Source organism: Streptomyces sp. JJ66, assembly GCF_019303495.1.
GTDB lineage: Bacteria > Actinomycetota > Actinomycetes > Streptomycetales > Streptomycetaceae > Streptomyces.
The window spans coordinates 1-18893 of the sequence record NZ_JAEVFI010000008.1; the positions used below are offsets into that span (position 1 = coordinate 1).

The 18893-nt window shown below is 73.3% G+C and carries 16 protein-coding genes; 8 read left to right on the forward strand and 8 right to left on the reverse strand.

Annotated elements, in window-relative coordinates:
- Positions 1 to 132: 132 nt before the first annotated feature.
- A complete protein-coding gene (locus tag JJV70_RS07515) occupies positions 133 to 1323 on the reverse strand; it encodes a trans-acting enoyl reductase family protein (protein WP_219046979.1) in 1191 nt (396 codons plus the stop codon).
- A gap of 113 nt (positions 1324 to 1436) precedes the next feature.
- Between JJV70_RS07515 and JJV70_RS07520 the strand changes: the two genes are divergently transcribed.
- The 5 genes from JJV70_RS07520 (at position 1437) to JJV70_RS07540 (ending at position 7969) form a co-directional block, all read left to right on the forward strand.
- Positions 1437 to 1817: an MmcQ/YjbR family DNA-binding protein gene (locus JJV70_RS07520; RefSeq protein WP_219046980.1), complete on the forward strand. Its 381-nt coding sequence runs from the start codon at positions 1437 to 1439 to the stop codon at positions 1815 to 1817.
- 139 nt (positions 1818 to 1956) lie between these two features.
- Positions 1957 to 3114 (forward strand): CaiB/BaiF CoA-transferase family protein, encoded by a 1158-nt coding sequence (locus JJV70_RS07525; protein ID WP_219046981.1) that lies wholly within the window; start codon positions 1957 to 1959, stop codon positions 3112 to 3114.
- A 117-nt stretch (positions 3115 to 3231) separates the two neighbouring features.
- The gene (locus JJV70_RS07530; RefSeq protein WP_219046982.1) at positions 3232 to 4374 is read left to right on the forward strand and encodes an acyl-CoA dehydrogenase family protein; all 1143 of its coding nucleotides are present in this window, start codon (positions 3232 to 3234) and stop codon (positions 4372 to 4374) included.
- 63 nt (positions 4375 to 4437) lie between these two features.
- A complete protein-coding gene (locus tag JJV70_RS07535; RefSeq protein ID WP_219046983.1) occupies positions 4438 to 5652 on the forward strand; it encodes an acetyl-CoA C-acetyltransferase in 1215 nt (404 codons plus the stop codon).
- 121 nt (positions 5653 to 5773) lie between these two features.
- Positions 5774 to 7969 (forward strand): 3-hydroxyacyl-CoA dehydrogenase NAD-binding domain-containing protein, encoded by a 2196-nt coding sequence (locus tag JJV70_RS07540; RefSeq protein ID WP_219046984.1) that lies wholly within the window; start codon positions 5774 to 5776, stop codon positions 7967 to 7969.
- 27 nt (positions 7970 to 7996) lie between these two features.
- Here the strand turns inward: JJV70_RS07540 and JJV70_RS07545 are convergent, their stop codons facing one another.
- Together JJV70_RS07545 and sph are read right to left on the reverse strand one after the other, a co-directional pair.
- A complete protein-coding gene (locus JJV70_RS07545) occupies positions 7997 to 8734 on the reverse strand; it encodes a MerR family transcriptional regulator (protein ID WP_219046985.1) in 738 nt (245 codons plus the stop codon).
- Between the two features lie 147 nt (positions 8735 to 8881).
- Complete coding sequence (gene sph, locus JJV70_RS07550) at positions 8882 to 9910, reverse strand: sphingomyelin phosphodiesterase (RefSeq protein ID WP_308294729.1); 1029 nt, start codon at positions 9908 to 9910, stop codon at positions 8882 to 8884.
- A gap of 162 nt (positions 9911 to 10072) precedes the next feature.
- Here sph and JJV70_RS07555 point away from each other — a divergent pair, with 162 nt between their 5' ends.
- Positions 10073 to 10441 (forward strand): hypothetical protein, encoded by a 369-nt coding sequence (locus tag JJV70_RS07555; RefSeq protein WP_308294730.1) that lies wholly within the window; start codon positions 10073 to 10075, stop codon positions 10439 to 10441.
- On the opposite strand, the gene JJV70_RS07560 is transcribed toward JJV70_RS07555, so the two are convergent.
- Complete coding sequence (locus JJV70_RS07560) at positions 10430 to 12118, reverse strand: ABC-F family ATP-binding cassette domain-containing protein (protein WP_219046986.1); 1689 nt, start codon at positions 12116 to 12118, stop codon at positions 10430 to 10432. The genes JJV70_RS07555 and JJV70_RS07560 overlap by 12 nt on opposite strands.
- A 303-nt stretch (positions 12119 to 12421) precedes the next feature.
- On the opposite strand from JJV70_RS07560, the gene JJV70_RS07565 reads away from it, so the two are divergent.
- Positions 12422 to 13096 (forward strand): nitroreductase family protein, encoded by a 675-nt coding sequence (locus JJV70_RS07565; RefSeq protein WP_219046987.1) that lies wholly within the window; start codon positions 12422 to 12424, stop codon positions 13094 to 13096.
- A 94-nt stretch (positions 13097 to 13190) separates the two neighbouring features.
- On the opposite strand, the gene JJV70_RS07570 is transcribed toward JJV70_RS07565, so the two are convergent.
- From JJV70_RS07570 to JJV70_RS07580, 3 genes are all read right to left on the reverse strand, one after another.
- Positions 13191 to 15563, reverse strand: a complete 2373-nt coding sequence (locus JJV70_RS07570) for a Tex family protein (RefSeq protein ID WP_308294731.1) — start codon at positions 15561 to 15563, stop codon at positions 13191 to 13193.
- A 116-nt stretch (positions 15564 to 15679) separates the two neighbouring features.
- Positions 15680 to 16543: a hypothetical protein gene (locus JJV70_RS07575; RefSeq protein WP_219046989.1), complete on the reverse strand. Its 864-nt coding sequence runs from the start codon at positions 16541 to 16543 to the stop codon at positions 15680 to 15682.
- 33 nt (positions 16544 to 16576) lie between these two features.
- Entirely contained in the window at positions 16577 to 17380 is an 804-nt protein-coding gene (locus JJV70_RS07580) for an enoyl-CoA hydratase/isomerase family protein (protein ID WP_219046990.1), read from the reverse strand.
- 348 nt (positions 17381 to 17728) lie between these two features.
- On the opposite strand from JJV70_RS07580, the gene JJV70_RS07585 reads away from it, so the two are divergent.
- Positions 17729 to 18208 carry an ATP-binding protein gene (locus JJV70_RS07585; protein ID WP_219047123.1) on the forward strand — a complete coding sequence of 160 codons (480 nt, stop codon included), beginning with the start codon at positions 17729 to 17731 and terminating at the stop codon, positions 18206 to 18208.
- 131 nt (positions 18209 to 18339) lie between these two features.
- Here JJV70_RS07585 and idi read toward each other — a convergent pair whose 3' ends face one another.
- Positions 18340 to 18885 carry an isopentenyl-diphosphate Delta-isomerase gene (gene idi, locus JJV70_RS07590; protein WP_257573575.1) on the reverse strand — a complete coding sequence of 182 codons (546 nt, stop codon included), beginning with the start codon at positions 18883 to 18885 and terminating at the stop codon, positions 18340 to 18342.
- Between the last annotated feature and the right edge of the window lie 8 nt (positions 18886 to 18893).

Consider the following 18893-nt stretch of genomic DNA (forward strand, 5'->3'; position numbering starts at 1 on the left):
GCACTCAGCACCTGCACAGTCAGCCCAACGCGCACCAGCCACAACAGTTACGAGACAACCTTTAGCGCCACCGGCCGGGCGGGTGCGTCAAGGAAGGGGAAACGTCGCTGCGGCGTGACGCCCGCCCACGTCTCACACGCCGTGGTGCGTCACCCGGAACGTGAGGCCCGCCGCGACCAGCCGGTCGATCAGCGGGCGGCCCATCGCCACGGCTGTCGTCAGCTGGCCGGAGGTCTGAGGCAGGTCGTCGAAGGCCAGGCACAGCGCGGACTCGGCCAGCATCTTCGCCGTTTCGTCGTAGCCGGGATCGCCGCCGCTCACCTCGGTGGCGACGCGCTGGCCGCCGCCCTCCCCGAGGAAGCGGACGGAGAACGTGCTGCGGGCCCGGCGTTCCTCGCTCGGCCCCTCGCCCGGAGCCAGCCGCGCGGACAGGGCGCGGCGGGCGGCGGGCACCTGGGCGAGCGCCAGGACCCCGGCGATCCCCGCGATGCCGCCGAGGGCGACCGGCAGCTGCCGCACCGCCGCCGCGTGCCGGTAGCGGAAGTCGGGTCCGTAGCGCTCCAGAGCGGCGGCCGAACGGCCCACGATCTGCGCGTCGATGGTCGGCAGCGGCACCGCCCAGGCGTCCAGCAGCGGCGCCCGGCGCACGCCGCCGGTGGGCACCCAGACGCGGCGTCCGGCCAAACGCGGCTCGGCGCGGCGCCGCTCCCGGGCGGCGGCCAGCGTCTGGCGGCCGCGCGAGAACGCCTCCAGCGCGGAGGCGAGCGTCCCGCCGGAGAAGGAGGCGTTAGTGCGCACATAGCCGTCCACGCGCAGCGGCACGCCCTCGGGCAGGTGCTCCACGGTGTAGAGCACGCCGAGGTCGTGGGGCACGGAGTCGAAGCCGCAGGCGTGCACGAGGCGGGCGCCGGTGCGCTCGGCCGTGGCGTGGTGCCGCAGGTACATGGTGTCGACGAACTCCGGTTCGCCGCACAGGTCCACGTAGTCGGTGCCCGTTTCGGCGCAGGCGGCCACCAGCGGTTCGCCGTAGCGGATGTAGGGGCCCACGGTGGTCAGCACCACGGAGGTGTCAGCGGCCAGGCGGCGCAGGGAGGCGGGGTCGTCGGCATCGGCCGGAAGCAGCGGCAGGTCGGTCAGCTCGGCGCGGTCCGGGCGCAGGGCGGCCAGTTCGGCGCGGACGGCGGCCAGCTTCTCCGGGTTGCGCCCGGCCAGCGCCCACCGGCACCCGGGCGGCGCGTGTTCGGCGAGGTAGCGGGCGGTGAGGCGGCCGGTGAAGCCGGTGGCGCCGAACAGGACGAGGTCGTGGGCGGGGGTGGCGGGCAACGTGGGCTCCTTCGCCGGGTTGGTCAGGGCCTTGGGTGGTTCGGGGCTTGGCTGAGGCGCGCGCTCGGACGGCGCGGCGGGCGGATGTCGGTGGCCGCGCCTACGGTGACCGTATGGCCAAGAAAGCGGATGATCCACTGGTGGTGCGGGAAGCGGTGCGTGCGTTCGCCCTCACCCTGCCGGGTGCGTGGGAGGACTTCCCGTGGGGTGAGAGCGTGGTGAAGGTGGGCAAGAAGGTGTTCGTCTTCCTCGGTGTCTCCGACGGCAGTTACCCGCCCACCGTCACTTTCAAGCTGGCTGATCCCGAGGCGCACGAGCACGCGCTCAGCTGCCCCGGGGCCGAGCCGACCGGGTACGGGCTGGGCCGCTCCGGCTGGGTGACGGTGCCGCTGGAGCCGCGCGGCGCGCCCGGGGCCGACCTGCTGCGCGACTGGGTGGAGGACAGTTACCGGGCGGTCGCACCCAAGCGCTTGGCCGCCCAGCTGGACGGGTGAGCGCGGAGACCGGGGGGCCGAGGGGCCAGGGTGCGGTGTACCCGTCGGTAATCCGGGGGGCGGAAGGGCTTGTGCAAACGGGAACACGTTCTTAGCATCACCGGTGTTACATCAGTTGTGTCACACGACTGGGGGCCTGATGACAGCGGCGACAGCGCCCGGGCAGGGCCACGGCCCGCTCGCGGGCGTGCGCGTGGTGGAGCTGGCCGGGATCGGTCCGGGCCCGTTCGCGGCGATGACGCTGGGCGACCTGGGCGCCGACGTCGTGCGCGTCGACCGGCCCGGCGGCGCGGGGCTGGGCATCGACCCGGCCATGGACGTCACCGGCCGTAACAAGCGCTCCGTCCTGGTGGACTTGAAGTCGGCGACCGGCGCGGCCACCGTGCTCGACCTGGTGGCACGGGCGGACATCCTGATCGAGGGCTATCGTCCCGGCGTCGCCGAACGGCTCGGCGTCGGCCCCGCCCCGTGCCTGGAGCGCAATCCGGCCCTCGTCTACGGGCGGATGACCGGCTGGGGCCAGGACGGGCCGCTCGCCCCGCACGCCGGGCACGACATCGGCTACATCGCCCTCACCGGCGCGCTCGGCCTCACCGGCCCGGCCGACGGCCCGCCCTGCCCCCCGGCCAACCTGCTGGGGGACTACGCGGGCGGTTCCCTCTACCTCGTCGTCGGCGTGCTGGCCGCGCTCCACCACGCGCGGGCCCGGGGCACGGGTCAGGTGGTGGACGCCGCCATCGTGGACGGCACCAGCCACCTGACGGCGATGCTGCACGGCATGCTGGCCGCCGGGGCCTGGCAGGACGCGCGCGGCGTCAACCTGCTGGACGGCGGCAGCCCGTTCTACGGCGTCTACGAGACGTCCGACGGCAAGCACATGGCCGTCGGCGCCCTCGAAGAGCGCTTCTACGCGGAGTTCGTCCGGCTCCTGGGGCTGGACCCGGCCACCGCTGACCGCACCGACGTCCGCCGCTGGCCCGCGCTGCGCGCCGCCGTCGCCGAACGCTTCCGCACCCGCACCCGGCAGGAGTGGACCGCCGTCTTCGACGGCTCCGACGCCTGCGTCGCCCCCGTGCTCTCCCTGCATGAAGCCCCGGGGCACCCGCACCTCGCCGCGCGCGGCACCTTCGTGGAGCACGCCGGGATCACCCAGCCCGCGCCCGCACCCCGCTTCTCCGTCACACCCGGAGCCATCCGCACCGTCCCCGTCCGGCCCGGCGCCGACGCGGCGTCCGTCACCCGCGACTGGGACCTCCCGGACGGCGCCCTCACCACCCCCGCCGATGCCCCGCACTGAGCACGCCGCACCGAACCGCACACCACGACCCCGCCATACGAACGAAGCACCGCACCAGCACGCACCGAGCAGCACCTTTCCCGCCGCCCGCCGGGCCGCCACAGCCGCAGGAGCAGCATGCAGCGCGAGATCTACACCGAGGACCACGAGGCGTTCCGGGGAACGGTCAGGACGTTCCTGGCCAAGGAGGTCACGCCGCACTACGAGCAGTGGGAGCGCGCGGGCATCGTCAGCCGCGAGGTGTGGCGGGCCGCCGGACGGCAGGGTCTGCTGGGCCTGGCCGTCCCGCAGGAGTACGGCGGCGGGGGCGAGCCCGACTTCCGCTACAGCGCCGTGCTGGCCGAGGAGTTCGCCCGCGCGGGCGCCCCCGGGTTCGCCATCGGGCTGCACAACGACATCATCGGCCCCTATCTGCTCTCACTCGCCACCGAGGAGCAAAAGCAGCGCTGGCTGCCCGGCTTCTGCTCCGGCGAGCTGATCACGGCCATCGCCATGACCGAGCCGGGCGCGGGTTCCGACCTCCAGGGCATCCGGACCACCGCCCAGGACCACGGCGACCACTGGGTCCTCAGTGGTTCCAAGACCTTCATCTCCAACGGCATCCTCGCCGACCTCGTCCTCGTCGTGGCCAGGACCAGCCCGGAGGGCGGCGCTCACGGGCTGAGCCTGCTCGTCGTCGAGCGCGGCATGGACGGCTTCGAGCGCGGCCGCAACCTGGACAAGATCGGCCAGAAGTCCCAGGACACCGCCGAACTGTTCTTCCACGACGTGCGGGTGCCCAAGGAGAACCTGCTCGGCGAGCTGAACGGCGCGTTCGGGCACCTGATGACGCACCTGGCGCAGGAGCGCATGGCCATCGCGGTGGCCGCCATCACCGTCGCCGAGCACCTGCTGGAGACGACAACCGCCTACGTCAAGGAGCGCGAGGCGTTCGGACGGCCGATCGCCACGTTCCAGCACATCCGCTTCGAGATCGCCGAGATGGCCACCGAGTGCGCCGTCACCCGTGCCTTCCTGGACCGCTGCATCACCGAGCACGCGGCGGGGAAACTGGACGCGGTGCACGCGTCGATGGCCAAGTGGTGGTCCACCGAGCTGCAAAAGCGCGTCACCGACCGCTGTCTGCAACTGCACGGAGGCTACGGCTACATGAACGAGTACCCCGTCGCCCGCGCCTACACCGATGGCCGCATCCAGACCATCTACGGCGGCACGACCGAGATCATGAAGGAGATCATCGGCCGCTCGCTGCTGGCCTGACCCCCGAGCACCCCGCGCTCTTCCCGCAGCCCCTCGCAAGCCTCCAGCCGAAAGGCCGCACCCGTGAGCACCGAAGCGTACGTCTACGACGCCATCCGCACCCCGCGTGGGCGCGGCAAGGCGAACGGATCCCTGCACGGCACCAAGCCCATCGACCTCGTCGTCGGCCTCATCCACGAACTGCGCTCCCGCTTCCCCGGCCTGGACCCGGCCGCGATCGACGACGTCGTGCTCGGCGTCGTCAGCCCGCACAGCGACCAGGGCTCCGACATCGCCAAGATCGCCGCGATCGCCGCCGGGCTGCCCGACACCGTGGCCGGAGTACAGGAGAACCGCTTCTGCGCCTCCGGTCTGGAAGCCGTCAACCTGGCCGCCGCCAAAGTCCGCTCCGGCTGGGAGGACCTGATCCTCGCCGGTGGCGTGGAGTCGATGTCCCGCGTGCCGCTCGGCAGCGACGGCGGCGCCTGGGCCATGGACCCGATGACCAGCTTCGAGACCGGCTTCGTCCCGCAGGGCATCGGCGCCGACCTCATCGCCACCATCGAGGGCTTCACCCGGCGCGAGGTGGACGAGTACGCGGCCCTCTCCCAGGAGCGCGCCGCGCAGGCGTGGAAGGACGAGCGCTTCGCCCGCTCCGTGGTCCCCGTCCGCGACCGCGCCGGGCTCACCGTGCTCGACCACGACGAGCACCTGCGCCCGGGCACTACCGCCGACTCGCTGGCGGGGCTGAGGCCGTCCTTCGCGGCGATCGGGGAGATGGGCGGCTTCGACGCCGTCGCGCTGCAGAAGTACCACTGGGTGGAGAAGATCGACCACGTCCACCACGCGGGCAACTCCTCCGGCATCGTGGACGGCGCCGCCCTGGTGGCCATCGGCAACGCGGAGACCGGACGCCGCTACGGGCTCACCCCCCGGGCCCGCATCGTTTCCGCCGCCGTTTCCGGCGCCGACCCGACGATCATGCTCACCGGCCCCGCGCCCGCTTCCCGCAAGGCGCTCGCCAAAGCCGGGCTGACCATCGACGACATCGACCTGGTGGAGATCAACGAGGCGTTCGCCGCCGTCGTCCTGCGGTTCGTGCGCGACCTGGGCCTGAGCCTGGACAAGGTCAACGTCAACGGCGGCGCCATCGCCCTGGGGCACCCGCTGGGCGCGACCGGCGCGATGATCCTCGGCACCCTCATCGACGAGCTCCAGCGGCGCGAGCAGCGGTACGGGCTGGCCACCCTGTGCGTCGGCGGCGGCATGGGCATCGCCACCGTCATCGAACGCCTGTGAGGCACTGACGCCCACGCGCTCACGCGACGGGGCCCGCCCGGCGAGGACCCCACCCGGCGAGCACCGCACGCGGGAGCGCCCTTCGCCCGCCCCGCCCACACCTGCCAGGAGACAGCACGCCATGCCCGAGCCCACCACGATCCACTGGGACCGCGACGCCGACGGCGTCGTCACCCTCACCCTGGACGACCCGGACCAGTCCGCCAACACCATGAACGAGGCGTTCGCCGCCTCCCTCACCGCCGTCGCCGACCGGCTGGAGGCCCAGCGCGAGGAGATCCGCGGCGTCATCATCACCTCCGCCAAGAAGACCTTCTTCGCCGGCGGCGACCTGCGCCTGCTCATCCAGGCCACCCCGGACCACGCCGAGGAGGTCTACGCCCAGGGCATGCGCATCAAGCGCGACCTGCGCCGCATCGAGACCCTGGGCCGCCCGGTCGTCGCCGCCATCAACGGCACCGCGCTCGGCGGGGGCCTGGAGATCGCGCTCGCCTGCCACCACCGCGTCGCGCTCGACGTGCCCGGCAGCCGCATCGGCCTGCCCGAGTCCACGCTCGGCCTGCTGCCCGGCGGAGGCGGCGTCGTGCGCACCGTGCGGCTGCTGGGCATCACCGACGCGCTGCTGAACGTCCTCCTCCAGGGCCAGCAGTACGTCCCGGCCGCCGCGAAGGACAAGGGCCTGGTGCACGAGGTCGTCCCGGACGCCGGTGAACTCCTCACCCGCGCCCGCGCGTTCATCGACGCCCAGCCCGAGGCCGCCCAGCCATGGGACACCGACGGCTACACGATGCCCGGCGGCACCCCCGCACACCCCGAGCTCGCCGCGAACCTCCCGGCGTTCCCGGCCCACCTCAAGAAGCAGACGGGCGGCGCGCCCTACCCGGCGCAGCGCAACATCCTCGCGGCGGCCGTGGAGGGCGCGCAGGTCGACTTCGCGACCGCCGAGCGCATCGAGGGCCGCTACTTCACCGAACTGGCCACCGGACCGCTGTCGAAGAACATGATCCAGGCGTTCTTCTTCGACCTGCAGGCCGTCAACGCCGGGGCCAGCCGCCCCAGCGGCGTCCCCGAGCGCCGGGTGCGCAAGGTGGCGGTGCTCGGGGCCGGGATGATGGGCGCGGGCATCGCCTACTCCTGCGCCAGGGCGGGCATCGAGGTCGTCCTCAAAGACGTGTCGCCGCAGGCCGCCCACAAGGGCAAGGACTACTCCGCTGGCCTGCTGGACAAGGCGCTCGCGCGCGGCAAGACCACCCCGGAAAAGCGCGCGGCGCTGCTCGCGCGGATCACGCCCACCGCCGACCCGGCCGACGTCGCGGGCTGTGACGCCGTCATCGAGGCCGTCTTCGAGGACACCGCGCTCAAGCACAGGGTGTTCCAGGAGATCGAGCACCTCGTCGAGCCGGACGCCCTGCTGTGCTCGAACACCTCCACGCTGCCCATCACCGGGCTCGCCGAAGGCGTCGAGCGCCCGAGCGACTTCGTCGGCCTGCACTTCTTCTCGCCCGTGGACAAGATGCCGCTCGTGGAGATCGTGCGCGGCGAGCAGACCGGCGACGAGGCGCTGGCCCGCGCCTTTGACCTGGTGCGGCAGATCAACAAGACGCCCATCGTCGTGAACGACGCCCGGGGCTTCTTCACCTCCCGCGTCATCGGCCAGTTCCTCCACGAGGGCGTGGCCATGGTCGGCGAGGGCGTCCCGCCCGCCTCCGTGGAGCAGGCGGCGGCCCAGGCCGGGTACCCGGCCAAGGTGCTGGCGCTGATGGACGAGCTGACACTCACGCTGCCGCGCAAGATCCGCAACGAGACGCGGGCCGCCCTGCTGGCCGAGGGGGCCCGGTGGCCCGAGCACCCGGCCGAGAAGATCATCGACCGCATGGTGGACGAGTTCGGGCGGCCGGGCCGCAGCGGCGGGGCGGGCTTCTACGACTACGACGAGAACGGCAAGCGCACCCGCCTGTGGCCGGGCCTGCGCGAGCACTTCGGCACCATGGCCGGCTCCGGGGGCGGCACACCAAAGGTGCCGTTCGCCGACCTGCAAGAGCGCATGCTCTTCGCCGAGGCGCTGGACACCGTGCGCTGCCTGGAAGAGGGCATCCTCACCACCGTCGCGGACGCCAACATCGGCTCCCTCATGGGCATCGGCTTCCCGCCGTGGACGGGCGGCTGCCTCCAGTACATCAACGGCTACCCCGGCGGCCTGCCCGGGTTCGTCGCCCGCGCCCGCGAACTGGCCAAGCGGTACGGCGACCGCTTCACGCCGCCCGCGCTGCTGCTGGAGAAGGCCGAGCGCGGCGAACGCTTCACTGACGCGCGCTGAGCGCCCGGATCAGCTGAGTCCGCCCGTTCAGCCGCGCTCGCCGGACGTAAGCCGCGGGGCGCGCTCCCCTGGGAACGCGTCCCGCAGCTCGTCCCTGAGCGAGCGCTGGAACGCGGTGAGCAGCGCCTGCACCACCAGCGGCTGCATGTGCGCGGACAGCGACTTCATCGCCTCCACCTGGTCAGGGTCGGGACCGGTATCGCGGTAGGGCTCCCACACCTCGTCGCGGAACAGCTGGCTCAGCTCCCGGGCCACCTCACGGGCGTGGCCGAGCACCACGCGGCGGGCCGCCTCGATGGACTCCTGCGCGATCGGCACGTCCAGCAGCCGCACCCCCAGACGCAGCAGGCCGGGATCGACGAGGAAGCGGTCGGCGTCGCCGGTGCGCTCCAGCACACTCATCGCCGCCAGCCGGTCCACGTCCGCCTCCGCCAGCGCCCGTCCGCAGCGCCGCTCCAGCTGCTCGCGGGTCACCTCGTCCACGGTGTCCGGCATCCAGGAGGCCACCAGCGCGCGGTGGATGGCCAGATCGTGCGCGCTCAGCTCTTCCGGCAGCCGCTGCACGTAGCGCTCGATCGCCGCCAGCGTCATGCCCTGGCTCTGCAGCTCCTCGATGAGCGCCAGCCGGGACAGGTGCTCGTCCCCGTACCGTCCGACCCGGCGCGGCCCGATCTGAGGCGGCGGCAGCAGGCCCCGGGTGCTGTAGAAGCGGATGGTGCGCACGGTGACCCCGGCCCGGGCGGCCAGCTCATCGACGGTCATCATGGCGCAACACTATTGGTGTCACACCAGTGGTGTGAAGTTCCCCGGCCCCTCCCGGCGTCCGGTGAAGGCGCCCTGGAGGCCCGTGTCTGTCCCGTGTTGAGGTGTAGCTGGCCGGGGCCGGGGGAGGGGAGTGGGGCAGGGGCGTCCCTACCGGCCCACCACCGGGTAGTGGTCGGAGAGGTTGGTGTACGTGTACGAGCGGCCCCAGCTCCTGACCGTCCACGGGGCGGAGCGCTCGTCTACCGTCTCGTTGTGCCAGTCGGCGGGACGGGCGTGGCCCGCGCGGTGCAGGACGTGGTCCAGGTGCTCGCGGGCCGTACCGGGGTAGCGGTAGGCCGCGATCGAGTTGCGTACCGGGTCGAAGGAGTGGGCTGGCCCGGAGCGTCCGTCGGCGTCCACCAGGTCCGCGTCGGCCAGCATCGCCGCGTACTCCGCGCTGTGACTGTCGACGTTGAAGTCGCCCGCGACGATGACCTGTTCGGCGGCCGGGATGTCCTTGCCGTCCAGGAAGGCGTCCAGCTCCCGGAACTGGGAGGCGCGCACGCGCGTCGCCTCCCCCGCCGCGCAGCCGGAGTCGGTGGACTGGGCGTGAGTGCCCACCACGTGCACCCGCTCCCCGGCCACGTCCAGCACGACGTACACGAAGCCCTTGTTGGACCACCAGTCCGCGCCGCAGCCCTCGGCGTAGACGTACTGCTCCTGGCGCAGGATCGGCCATGTGCTGAGCACGCTCACCCCGCCGTCCTCCGGCGTCGTCGCCGAGTAGGAGCCGCCCGTGGCGTCCCAGCCGTCGCGGGAGCGGCCGAGCACCGGCGTGCGGTGCGGGTACTGCGCCGAGGCGCCGGACAGCAGCGCCTCGGAGGAGGAGTTGTCGAACGCTTCCTGGAGGACGACGACGTCGTGGCCGCCGAAGAAGTCCGCGCGCGGTATCCGCGCCGCCCGGTGGTCCTGCCCCCAGTTGGGGTACAGCGCCTTGCTGAACAGGAAGACGTTGTAGGTGAGCACCGACAGGCGCTCGGTGGCGGCGGACGCGGCGGGCGGCTCCGCCTGCGACATGGCGGGTGCGGCGGGCGCGGCGGCGGTGGCCGGGGCGGCTCCGCCGGCGGCTGTGGCGGCGAGGACGGCGGCGGCGACCGCGAAGCGGCGGACGGCGTGACGCACGGGATACTGCGGCACGGGAATCTCCTTCACACGGGGCAGCGGTGCCGCAATCCAAACAGCCACGATTACTCTCAGGTAACCCTCAGGAAGGCGAAAAGTGCACGGTACGCGGACGCGAGGCGATATTTCCCCGGGACCCGGGTACCCGAGAGGTCCCCGACCCTGGGAAGGTGACCCGTGCAGGCCGACCTCAACCGCGTCCTGGGTGCCGCCACCGTGCTCTACAGCGTGGCGATCACCGTCAAACCCGCCTGGCTGGCCCGGCCCTGCCGCCTGCGCACCGACGCCGACGGGGAGCCCTCGCGGGAGTCGGCGCTGCTGATCCGGGCGATCGGCCTGCGCGACACGGCCATCGGCGCCGCGATGCTGATGGCGGACGGCGCCCGGGCGCGGCGGGTAGCGACCGGGTGCCGCATCGCCGCCGACGCCACAGACGCCCTGCTCTTCGGCACCCTGCTCGCCGACCGCCCGGCCCGGGCCAAGGCAGCCGCGTTCGCCGCCGCGTGGGCGGCCCTGAACGCGCTGAGCCTGCGCTCAGCGCGCTGACCCCGGCGTCCCCGGCGGCGCGGCTGGCTCCACCGGCGGCACCTCGCTCAGCTCACCGTCCAGCCGCAGCCAGCGGGTGATGCCCAGCGTGCGCAGGAACGGCACGTCGTGCCCGGCGACGATCAGCGCCCCCTCGTAGGACTCCAGCGCGGCGGTGAGCTGTGCGACGGAGGCCAGGTCCAGGCTGTTCGTCGGCTCGTCCAGCAGCAGCAGTTGCGGCGCCGGTTCGGCCAGCATCAGCGCGGCCAGTGTCGCGCGGAACAGCTCACCGCCGGAGAGCGTGCCCACGAGCTGGTCCGCCCGCCCCTGCCGGAACAGGAACCGGGCGAGCTGCGCGCGGATGCGGTTCTCGCCGGCTCCGGGGGCGAACCGGGCCACGTTGGCCACGATGGAGCGCGAGGCGTCCAGCAAGTCCAGCCGCTGTGGCAGCATCCGCAGCGGGACGTGCGCCTGCACGCTGCCCTCAGCGGGGGCCAGTTGCCCGGCGATGGTGCGCAGCAGCGTGGACTTGCCCGCGCCGTTGGCGCCGACGAGGGCGACGCGCTCGGGGCCGTACACGTCGAACGTGGCCCGGGCGCCACAGCGCAGCACCGCGTCCCGCACGGTCAGCACCTGCCGCGCGGGGGGCACCTTCGTGAACGGCAGGTCCACTCGGATGCGTTCGTCGTCGCGGACCTGCTCGGCCGCCTGGGACAGCTGCTCCCGGGCCGCGTCCAGCCGCTGCTCGTGCAGGATGCGGTGCTTGCCCGCCGACTCCTGCGCGGTGCGCTTGCGCGCGTTCATCACGACCTTCGGCTCCCGCTTGTTGGCGTACATCTTGTTGCCGTACCGCTTGCGCGCGGCCAGCTTGGCGCGGGCCTCGGACAGCTCACGCTTCTGCCGCTGCACGTCGGCCTCCGCCACCCGCACCATGCGCTCGGCCGCGGCCTGCTCGGTGGCCAGCGCCTCCTGGTAGGCGGACAGGTTGCCGCCGTACAGCCGCAGCCCGCCCTCGTACAGGTCGGCGATCTGGTCCACGCGTTCCAGCAGCTCCCGGTCGTGGCTGACGACGACCAGCACGCCGTGCCAGGCATCCACCGCCGCGTACAGCCGGTGCCGCGCGCTCAGGTCCAGGCTGTTCGTCGGCTCGTCCAGCAGTAGCACCTGAGGGCGGCGCAGCAGCAGCGCGGCCAGCCGCAGCAGGACACACTCGCCACCGGAGACCTCGCCGATGGTGCGGTCCAGGCCGATGTGGGCCAGGCCCAGCCCGTCAAGGGTGGCGCGGGCGCGCTCCTCGACGTCCCAGTCGTCGCCGACGGCCGCGAAGTGCTCCTCGCCCGGATCGCCCGTCTCGATGGCGTGCAGCCCGGCGCGGGCCTCGGCGATGCCCAGCACCTGATCGACCCGCAGACCGGTGTCGAGGGTGACGTCCTGCGGCAGGTAGCCGACATCGCCGCACGCCCGCACGGTGCCGCTCTCCGGCGTCAGTTCGCCCGCGATCAGCTTCAACAGCGTGGACTTGCCCGTGCCGTTGCGCCCGATCAGGCCGGTGCGGCCGCCTTTGAGCGCGAAGGTGAGCCCGTCGAAGACGGCGGTGCCGTCCGGCCAGGCGAAGGCCAGGTCCGTGCCGGTCACGGAGGGAACAGCCGCGTCGCGAGGGGCAGAGCCGGAAAAGTTCGAATGCGAAGAGGTACTCATACGCGTCTCCTGCGTGCTGCGAAAGCGAAAGGGTGAGCAACGTAGGAAGACACCGGGTGACACCCGGGCAGCGCGGGAAGGGGCGCGGCGGGAGGCGGGCTCGCTCGGTGAGGTCGCACGCGTGGCACGGCGCGGGAACGCGCCGCATCAGCACACGGTGTCTTCGGACCTCAGAGGAGCAACGGCCTTCTCCGATCGGCGGCAACAGAACCAACGACCACGCTATGGGGCGGAGGTGGAGTCGGCAACGGATTTTCCGGCGGTGCCGTTTACGGCGGGCGCGCGGTGTGCTGTGCTGCGGGCATGGTGCAGACCAACGAACGTCCCCGGCCCTACCCCACCGTGCCGCTGACGCCCCTGACCGTCCCCGCCGAGGAGGCCGCCGACCGGGCCCGTGCCTTCCACGACGTCATGGCCCGCCGCCGCACCGTCCGCGACTTCGACACCCGGCCCCTGCCCGACGGCGTACTCGACTGGGCGGTGCGCACGGCCGCCACCGCGCCCAGCGGGGCCCACGTGCAGCCGTGGCGCTTCGTCGTCATCACCGACCCCGAGCGCAAGCGGCGCCTGCGGGAGGCGGCCGAGGCCGAGGAACGCGAGTTCTACGACCGCCGCGCCTCGGCGGAATGGCTGGAAGCCCTGGCCCCGCTCGGCACAGACTGGCGCAAGCCGTTCCTGGAGACGGCACCGGCCGTCATCGTCGTCTTCGAGGTGCACAAGGGGCCGCACACGCCGCGCCCCTACTACACCAAGGAATCCGTCGGCATCGCCGTCGGCCTGCTGCTGGCGACCCTTCACCAGGCGGGGCTGGCGACGCTGACCCACACCCCGAGCCCGATGCGCTTCCTCAACGAGGTATGCGAGCGCCCACCCGAGGAGCGCGCCGCCTACGTCGTCCCCGTCGGCTACCCCGCACCCGAAGCCCGCGTCCCCCACCTCCACCGCAAGCCGCTGGAGGACGTGGTGATACGGCTGTAAGCCATCACCCCTCCGGCGCGCCGGGTGGTGCGTGAGACGCTTGTGCCCGTCCGGTGAGGTGCCGGACGGGCACGGGGCAAGGGGCTGGCGGGGGTTACGCCAGACCGGCGCGGCGCAGGGCATCGGCCATGGCGTCGTTGGCTGGGGGAGGACCCTGGCGGCGCTGGCCGCCGCGCTGGTTGCCCTCGCGCCGCCGGGGCACGCCGCCACCGCGCTGGTCACCGCCGCGCTGGGCACCCCGCTGGCCGCCGCGTCCGGTGCCGGGGCCGCTCTTGCCGGACTCGTCGTCCAGCCGCAGCGTCAGCGAGATCCGCTTGCGGGCCTCATCGACGTCCAGCACCTTCACCTTCACGATGTCACCCGGCTTGGCGACGTCGCGCGGGTCCTTCACGAACGACTTCGACATGGCCGAAACGTGCACCAGCCCGTCCTGGTGGACCCCGACGTCCACGAACGCCCCGAAGGCGGCGACATTGGTCACCACGCCCTCCAGCACCATGCCCGGCGTCAGGTCGGCGATCTTCTCCACGCCCTCCTTGAACGCGGCCGTACGGAACGCCGGTCGCGGGTCACGGCCCGGCTTCTCCAGCTCGCCGAGGATGTCGGTGACAGTGGGCAGGCCGAACGTGTCGTCCACGAAGTCCGCCGCGCGCAGGCCGCGCAGCACCTTGGCGTTGCCGATCAGTGCCGCGACGTCGCCGCTGTCGGCCTGCGCCATGCGCCGCACCACGGGGTACGCCTCGGGGTGCACGCTGGAGGCGTCCAGCGGGTCGTCACCGCCGCGGATGCGCAGGAAGCCCGCGCACTGCTCGAACGCCTTCGGTCCCAGCCGCGGCACCTCCTTGAGCGCGGTGCGGCTGCGGAACGGGCCGCTTGCGTCGCGGTGGGCGACGATGTTCTCCGCCAGCGTGCCGCCGATGCCCGAGACCCGGGACAGCAGCGGCGCGGAGGCGGTGTTGACGTCCACGCCGACGCCGTTCACGCAGTCCTCCACCACCGCGTCCAGCGAGCGGGAGAGCTTCACCTCGGACAGGTCGTGCTGGTACTGGCCCACTCCGATGGACTTCGGGTCGATCTTCACCAGCTCGGCCAGCGGGTCCTGCAGGCGGCGGGCGATGGAGACGGCGCCGCGCAACGACACGTCCAGCTCCGGCAGCTCCTGCGAGGCGTACGCGGACGCCGAGTACACCGAGGCACCGGCCTCGGAGACCATGACCTTGGTCAGGTTCAGCTCCGGGGCGCGGGTGAGGAGTTCACCGGCGAGCTTGTCCGTCTCCCGGGACGCGGTGCCGTTGCCGATGGCGATCAGTTCCACGTCGTGCGCCGTGGCCAGCTTCGCCAGAGTGGCCAGCGCCTCGTCCCACTTGCGCTGCGGGGCGTGCGGGTAGACCGTGTCCGTCGCGGCGACCTTGCCAGTGGCGTCCACCACGGCCACCTTCACGCCGGTGCGCAGGCCCGGGTCCAGGCCCATCGTGGCGCGGCTGCCCGCGGGCGCGGCCAGCAGCAGGTCGCGCAGGTTGGCCGCGAAGACGCCGACGGCCTCGTCCTCGGCGGCCTGCCGTAGCCGGGTGCGCAGGTCGATGCCCAGGTGCACCAGGACGCGGGTGCGCCAGGCCCAGCGCACCGTCTCCGCGAGCCAGGCGTCGCCCGGGCGGCCGCGCTGGACGATGCCGAACCGGGCGGCGATCGCCTGCTCGTAGGGCGTCGGCCCGGGGGCGCTGCTGTCGGCATCGGTGTCCGGTTCCAGGGTGAGGTCGAGAACCTCCTCCTTCTCGCCGCGCAGCATGGCCAGCACGCGGTGCGAGGGCAGCGCGGTGAAGGGCTCGGCGAAGTCGAAGTAGTCGGCGAACTTGGCGCCCTGCTCCTCCTTGCCGTCCCGGACGCGGGCTACCAGGCGGCCCCGGTTCCACATCCGCTCGCGCAGCTCGCCGATCAGGTCGGCGTCCTCGGAGAACTGTTCGGTCAGGATCGCCCGCGCGCCCTCCAGCGCGGCGTCGGCGTCGGCCACGCCCTGACCGGCGTCCACGAACGGCGCGGCGGCGGCCCGGGGCTCGGCGGACGGGTCCGCCAGCAGCGCGTCCGCCAGCGGCTGCAAACCGGCTTCGCGGGCGATCTGGGCCTTGGTGCGGCGCTTGGGCTTGTAGGGCAGGTAGATGTCCTCCAGGCGGGCCTTGGAGTCGGCCGCGCGGATCCGGGCTTCCAGACGCTCGTCCAGCTTGCCCTGTCCGCGCACCGACTCCAGGATCGCGGCGCGCCGCTCCTCCAGCTCCCGCAGGTACCGCAGCCGCTCCTCGACGGTGCGCAGCTGCGCGTCGTCAAGCGTGCCGGTGGCCTCCTTGCGGTAGCGGGCGATGAACGGCACCGTCGAGCCGCCGTCGAGCAGTTCGACGGCGGCCCGCACCTGGCGCTCTGCGACGCCGAGCTCGTCGGCGATCCGGGCTTCGATGGAGATGGTCGTTGCGGTCACGCCCCGCATTGTGGCAGGCGGGGCCGACAGCGTGGGGGACCCCCGCGTCCGGGCCCGCCCGGCCTCCGCCTCCCGGAGCCCGCCTGACGGCGCACGCCCGGCCGCCTGACGCGCCCTCAGCCCTTGCCGAACACGCCGTCGGGGAAGGCGCCTGCCTCGAAGGCGGCCAGGGAGAAGGCGTTGCCCAGCTCGGTCAGCCGGGCCACACCGGTGGCACCCAGGTGCTCGTAGGGCGCCCGGTCCCGGCGGTCGGTCTCGGCCTCGATCTCCCGGCGCAGCGCCACACCGGCCTCGGTGAGCTCGCCGGAGGCGTCCAGCACGCCGCGCTCGCGCAGCCGTCCGGCGGCGGCGTCCCAGTCCTCCTGGGCGTAGCCCCGGGAGCGCATGGCCCACTTCGGGGTCATGCCCTTGCCGGTGGCGGAGTGGCTGACCTGCGCCTCCAGCCCGGTCAGGCCCGCGCCCATGAGCACCGCGAGGTGGCCGTCGCCGCGGTGCTCGCGCAGCAGCGTGGCCGCGTGCCACAGGGCCAGGTGCGGCTCCCCGGGCACCGGCAGGTCGGCGTGCGCGGCGTACAGCGGGCGGGCGCCGCGTTCGCACGCCTCGGCGGCGCGCAGGGCCAGCTGTGCGGCCTCGGCCAGGTCCTTCGACGCCACGGCCTCCTCGCCCAGCAGCCGTCGCAGGGTGCGGTCGGCGCCGCGCAGCCGGGCTGCCAGTACCTGCTGCGGGGTCGCCGTCTCCCAGGCCGCTGGCAGGTGCCGGGCGATGAGGTCGTAGCTGAAGCTGTAGAACGTCGCCGCGACGGTGCCGGGGCCCACGGCGCCCATGGCGGCGGCGCGGGAGACGAAGTAGGCGGCGGACCGGTCGGTGACACCGAGTGCCGCCAGCTCCCCGGCGGCGTCGGGGGAGAAGTAGACCGTCGAGTGCAGCGGGTTGATGGCGTGGTGGCAGCGCCGTCCGGCGCGCTCGTCGAGGTGCGTCATACCGGGCAGGGTACTGAGCAGTCGCTTAGCTGACTAGCGTGTCGTACGCGACTGGTCGGCGGCGCCGTGCGAAGGGGCGTCGAGCGCCCAGGTGAACCGTGGCGGGCGGCGCTCCAGGAACGCGGCGACGCCCTCGGCCGCCTCGTCGCCGCCCGCCGCCTCGCGCTGCCAGTGGGCGATCCGCTCCGGTGCCGCGGGCCCCGCCGCGAACTCCTTCGCCGCCGCCTGCGTCAGCTGCGAGCGCTGGGTCAGGACGCTGGTGAACGCCGCCACCCGGCTGTCCAGGTCCCCGGGGGCCAGCACCTCGTCCACCAGGCCAGTGCGCAAGGCGCGCGCGGAGTCGATCAACTCACCCGAGAACAGCAGGTACTTGGCGGTCGCCGGACCCACCAGGGAGACCAGGCGCCGGGTGGAGGCGGCGCCGTAGACGATGCCGAGCTTGGCCGGGGTGATGCCGAACACGGCCCCCGTGGCCGCGAACCGCAGGTCGCAGGCGACGGCCAGTTGGCAGCCACCGCCCACGCAGTAGCCGCGCACCGCCGCGAGCGTGGGCTTGGGGAAGGTGGCCAGCGCCTCCTCGGCGGCCAGTGCGAGGCCCTGCGGCGCGTCGTCTCCGCGTGGGGAGCCGCGCAGGGAGGCGATGTCGGCGCCCGTGCAGAAGGTCTCACCTGAGCCGGTCAGCACCAGGGCCCGCACCACCGCGTCAGCCGCCAGCCGGTCCAGCAGCGGCGGCAGCTCCCGCCACATCGCCGCCGTCATCGCGTTGCGCTTGGCGGGGTGGTGGAGGCGCACGGTCGCCACCGCGCCCTCCACCGTGCAGACCAGCCCTGACTCCATGGCCGCGATGCTAGCCGCGCCGCCGGCCCGGCCGGGGTGCGGGGCACGCCTGGGACACCGGGGCACGCGGCGAAGGAATGGCGAAGGAATGGGGACGCGGGGAGAGGGAACGGACGGACTTGGGTACGAATCCGGGCATGCGGCCCGGAAAGCCGCAACAACCGATCGCCTGCGCACCTCACGCGATCGTGATCGCACGTGAACGATCCGTGTCGTGCGAAAGATGGCCAGTTACGCACAGGTCCCGAACCGTGGCGCGGGGAGGCCAACACTCGAAGCACAGGCGGCCCGGCGGCGACGCGAGCGGGCCGCGCGGACGCGTGGAGACGAGGGCGGGTGCCGGTCGATATGGAGAGCAGCGGGAGAGCCCTGCAGCCACCCCCGGCGGGTGCGGTGGCCTACGAAGGCACCTGGCGGTTCACCGCCCCGGCGCTGGACTCCTCGGTGCCGCGGGTGCGGCACGCGGTGCGGGATCTCGTCAGACGGCAGGGCGCGCCCGTCTCCACCGAGGTGATGGATGGCCTGCTGCTCATCGTCTCCGAGCTGGTGACGAACTCCGTGCGGCACGCGGCGCTGCTCTCGCCCGAGCTGGGCGTCGAGATGTCGATCGGCTCTGGGTGGGTGCGGGTGGCCGTCGAGGACGGACACCCCTACCGGCCGAAGGCGCTGGCCGCCGACCCGGCCCTGGAGCACGTGGGCGGGCGCGGGCTGCTGCTGGTGAAAGCGGTGTGCGCGGAGTTCGCCGGCACATGCGACGTCGAGCAGACGGCGGCGGGCGGCAAGGTCATCTGGGCGTGCCTGCCGCTGTGGGCACCGGCACCGGCGTAGCCCGCACGTGAGGGTGCCTGCCCGTGAGCCCGAAGACCCCCGGACAGGGCGCCGGAAGACCGCCCGGGGCAGCACGCCGAAGGCGCGCCCCCGCAGCACACGAGCGCCCCCGCCTCCTCGCGAGGAACGGCCTACCACCCGGCCTCGGGGGCCACCGCGCGGATGCCGTCGCGGGCCGCGTCGAGGACGGTCAGGAACCAGGCGGAGAACGGGTCGCGCGCGTGCCGCGCGGCCAGTTCGTCCGGGGTGACGAAGGCGGTCTCCGCGATCTCGGCGGGGTCGGGCCGGGGCTCCGCCCGCACCAGTCCGGCGAACAGGTGGTTGTACTCGCTCTCCACCAGCCCCGACGCCGGGTCCGGGTGCCGGTAGGTCACCGTGCCCGCCTCCGCCAGCAGCACGGGCGCCACCCCCAGCTCCTCGCCGACCCGGCGGGCCGCCGCCACGAACGGCGGCTCGCCGGGATAGGGGTGCCCGCAGCAGGTGTTGGACCACACGCCGGGGGAGTGGTACTTGCCCAGCGCGCGGCGCTGGAGCAGCAGGCGTCCCGTGTCGTCGAAGAGGAAGACCGAGAACGCCCGGTGCAGATGTCCCGGCGGCTGGTGCGCGGAGAGCTTCTCCGCGGTGCCGGTCGTCACGCCGTCCTCGTCGACCAGTTCCAGCATGATCGGAGTTGTCATGGCGTCAG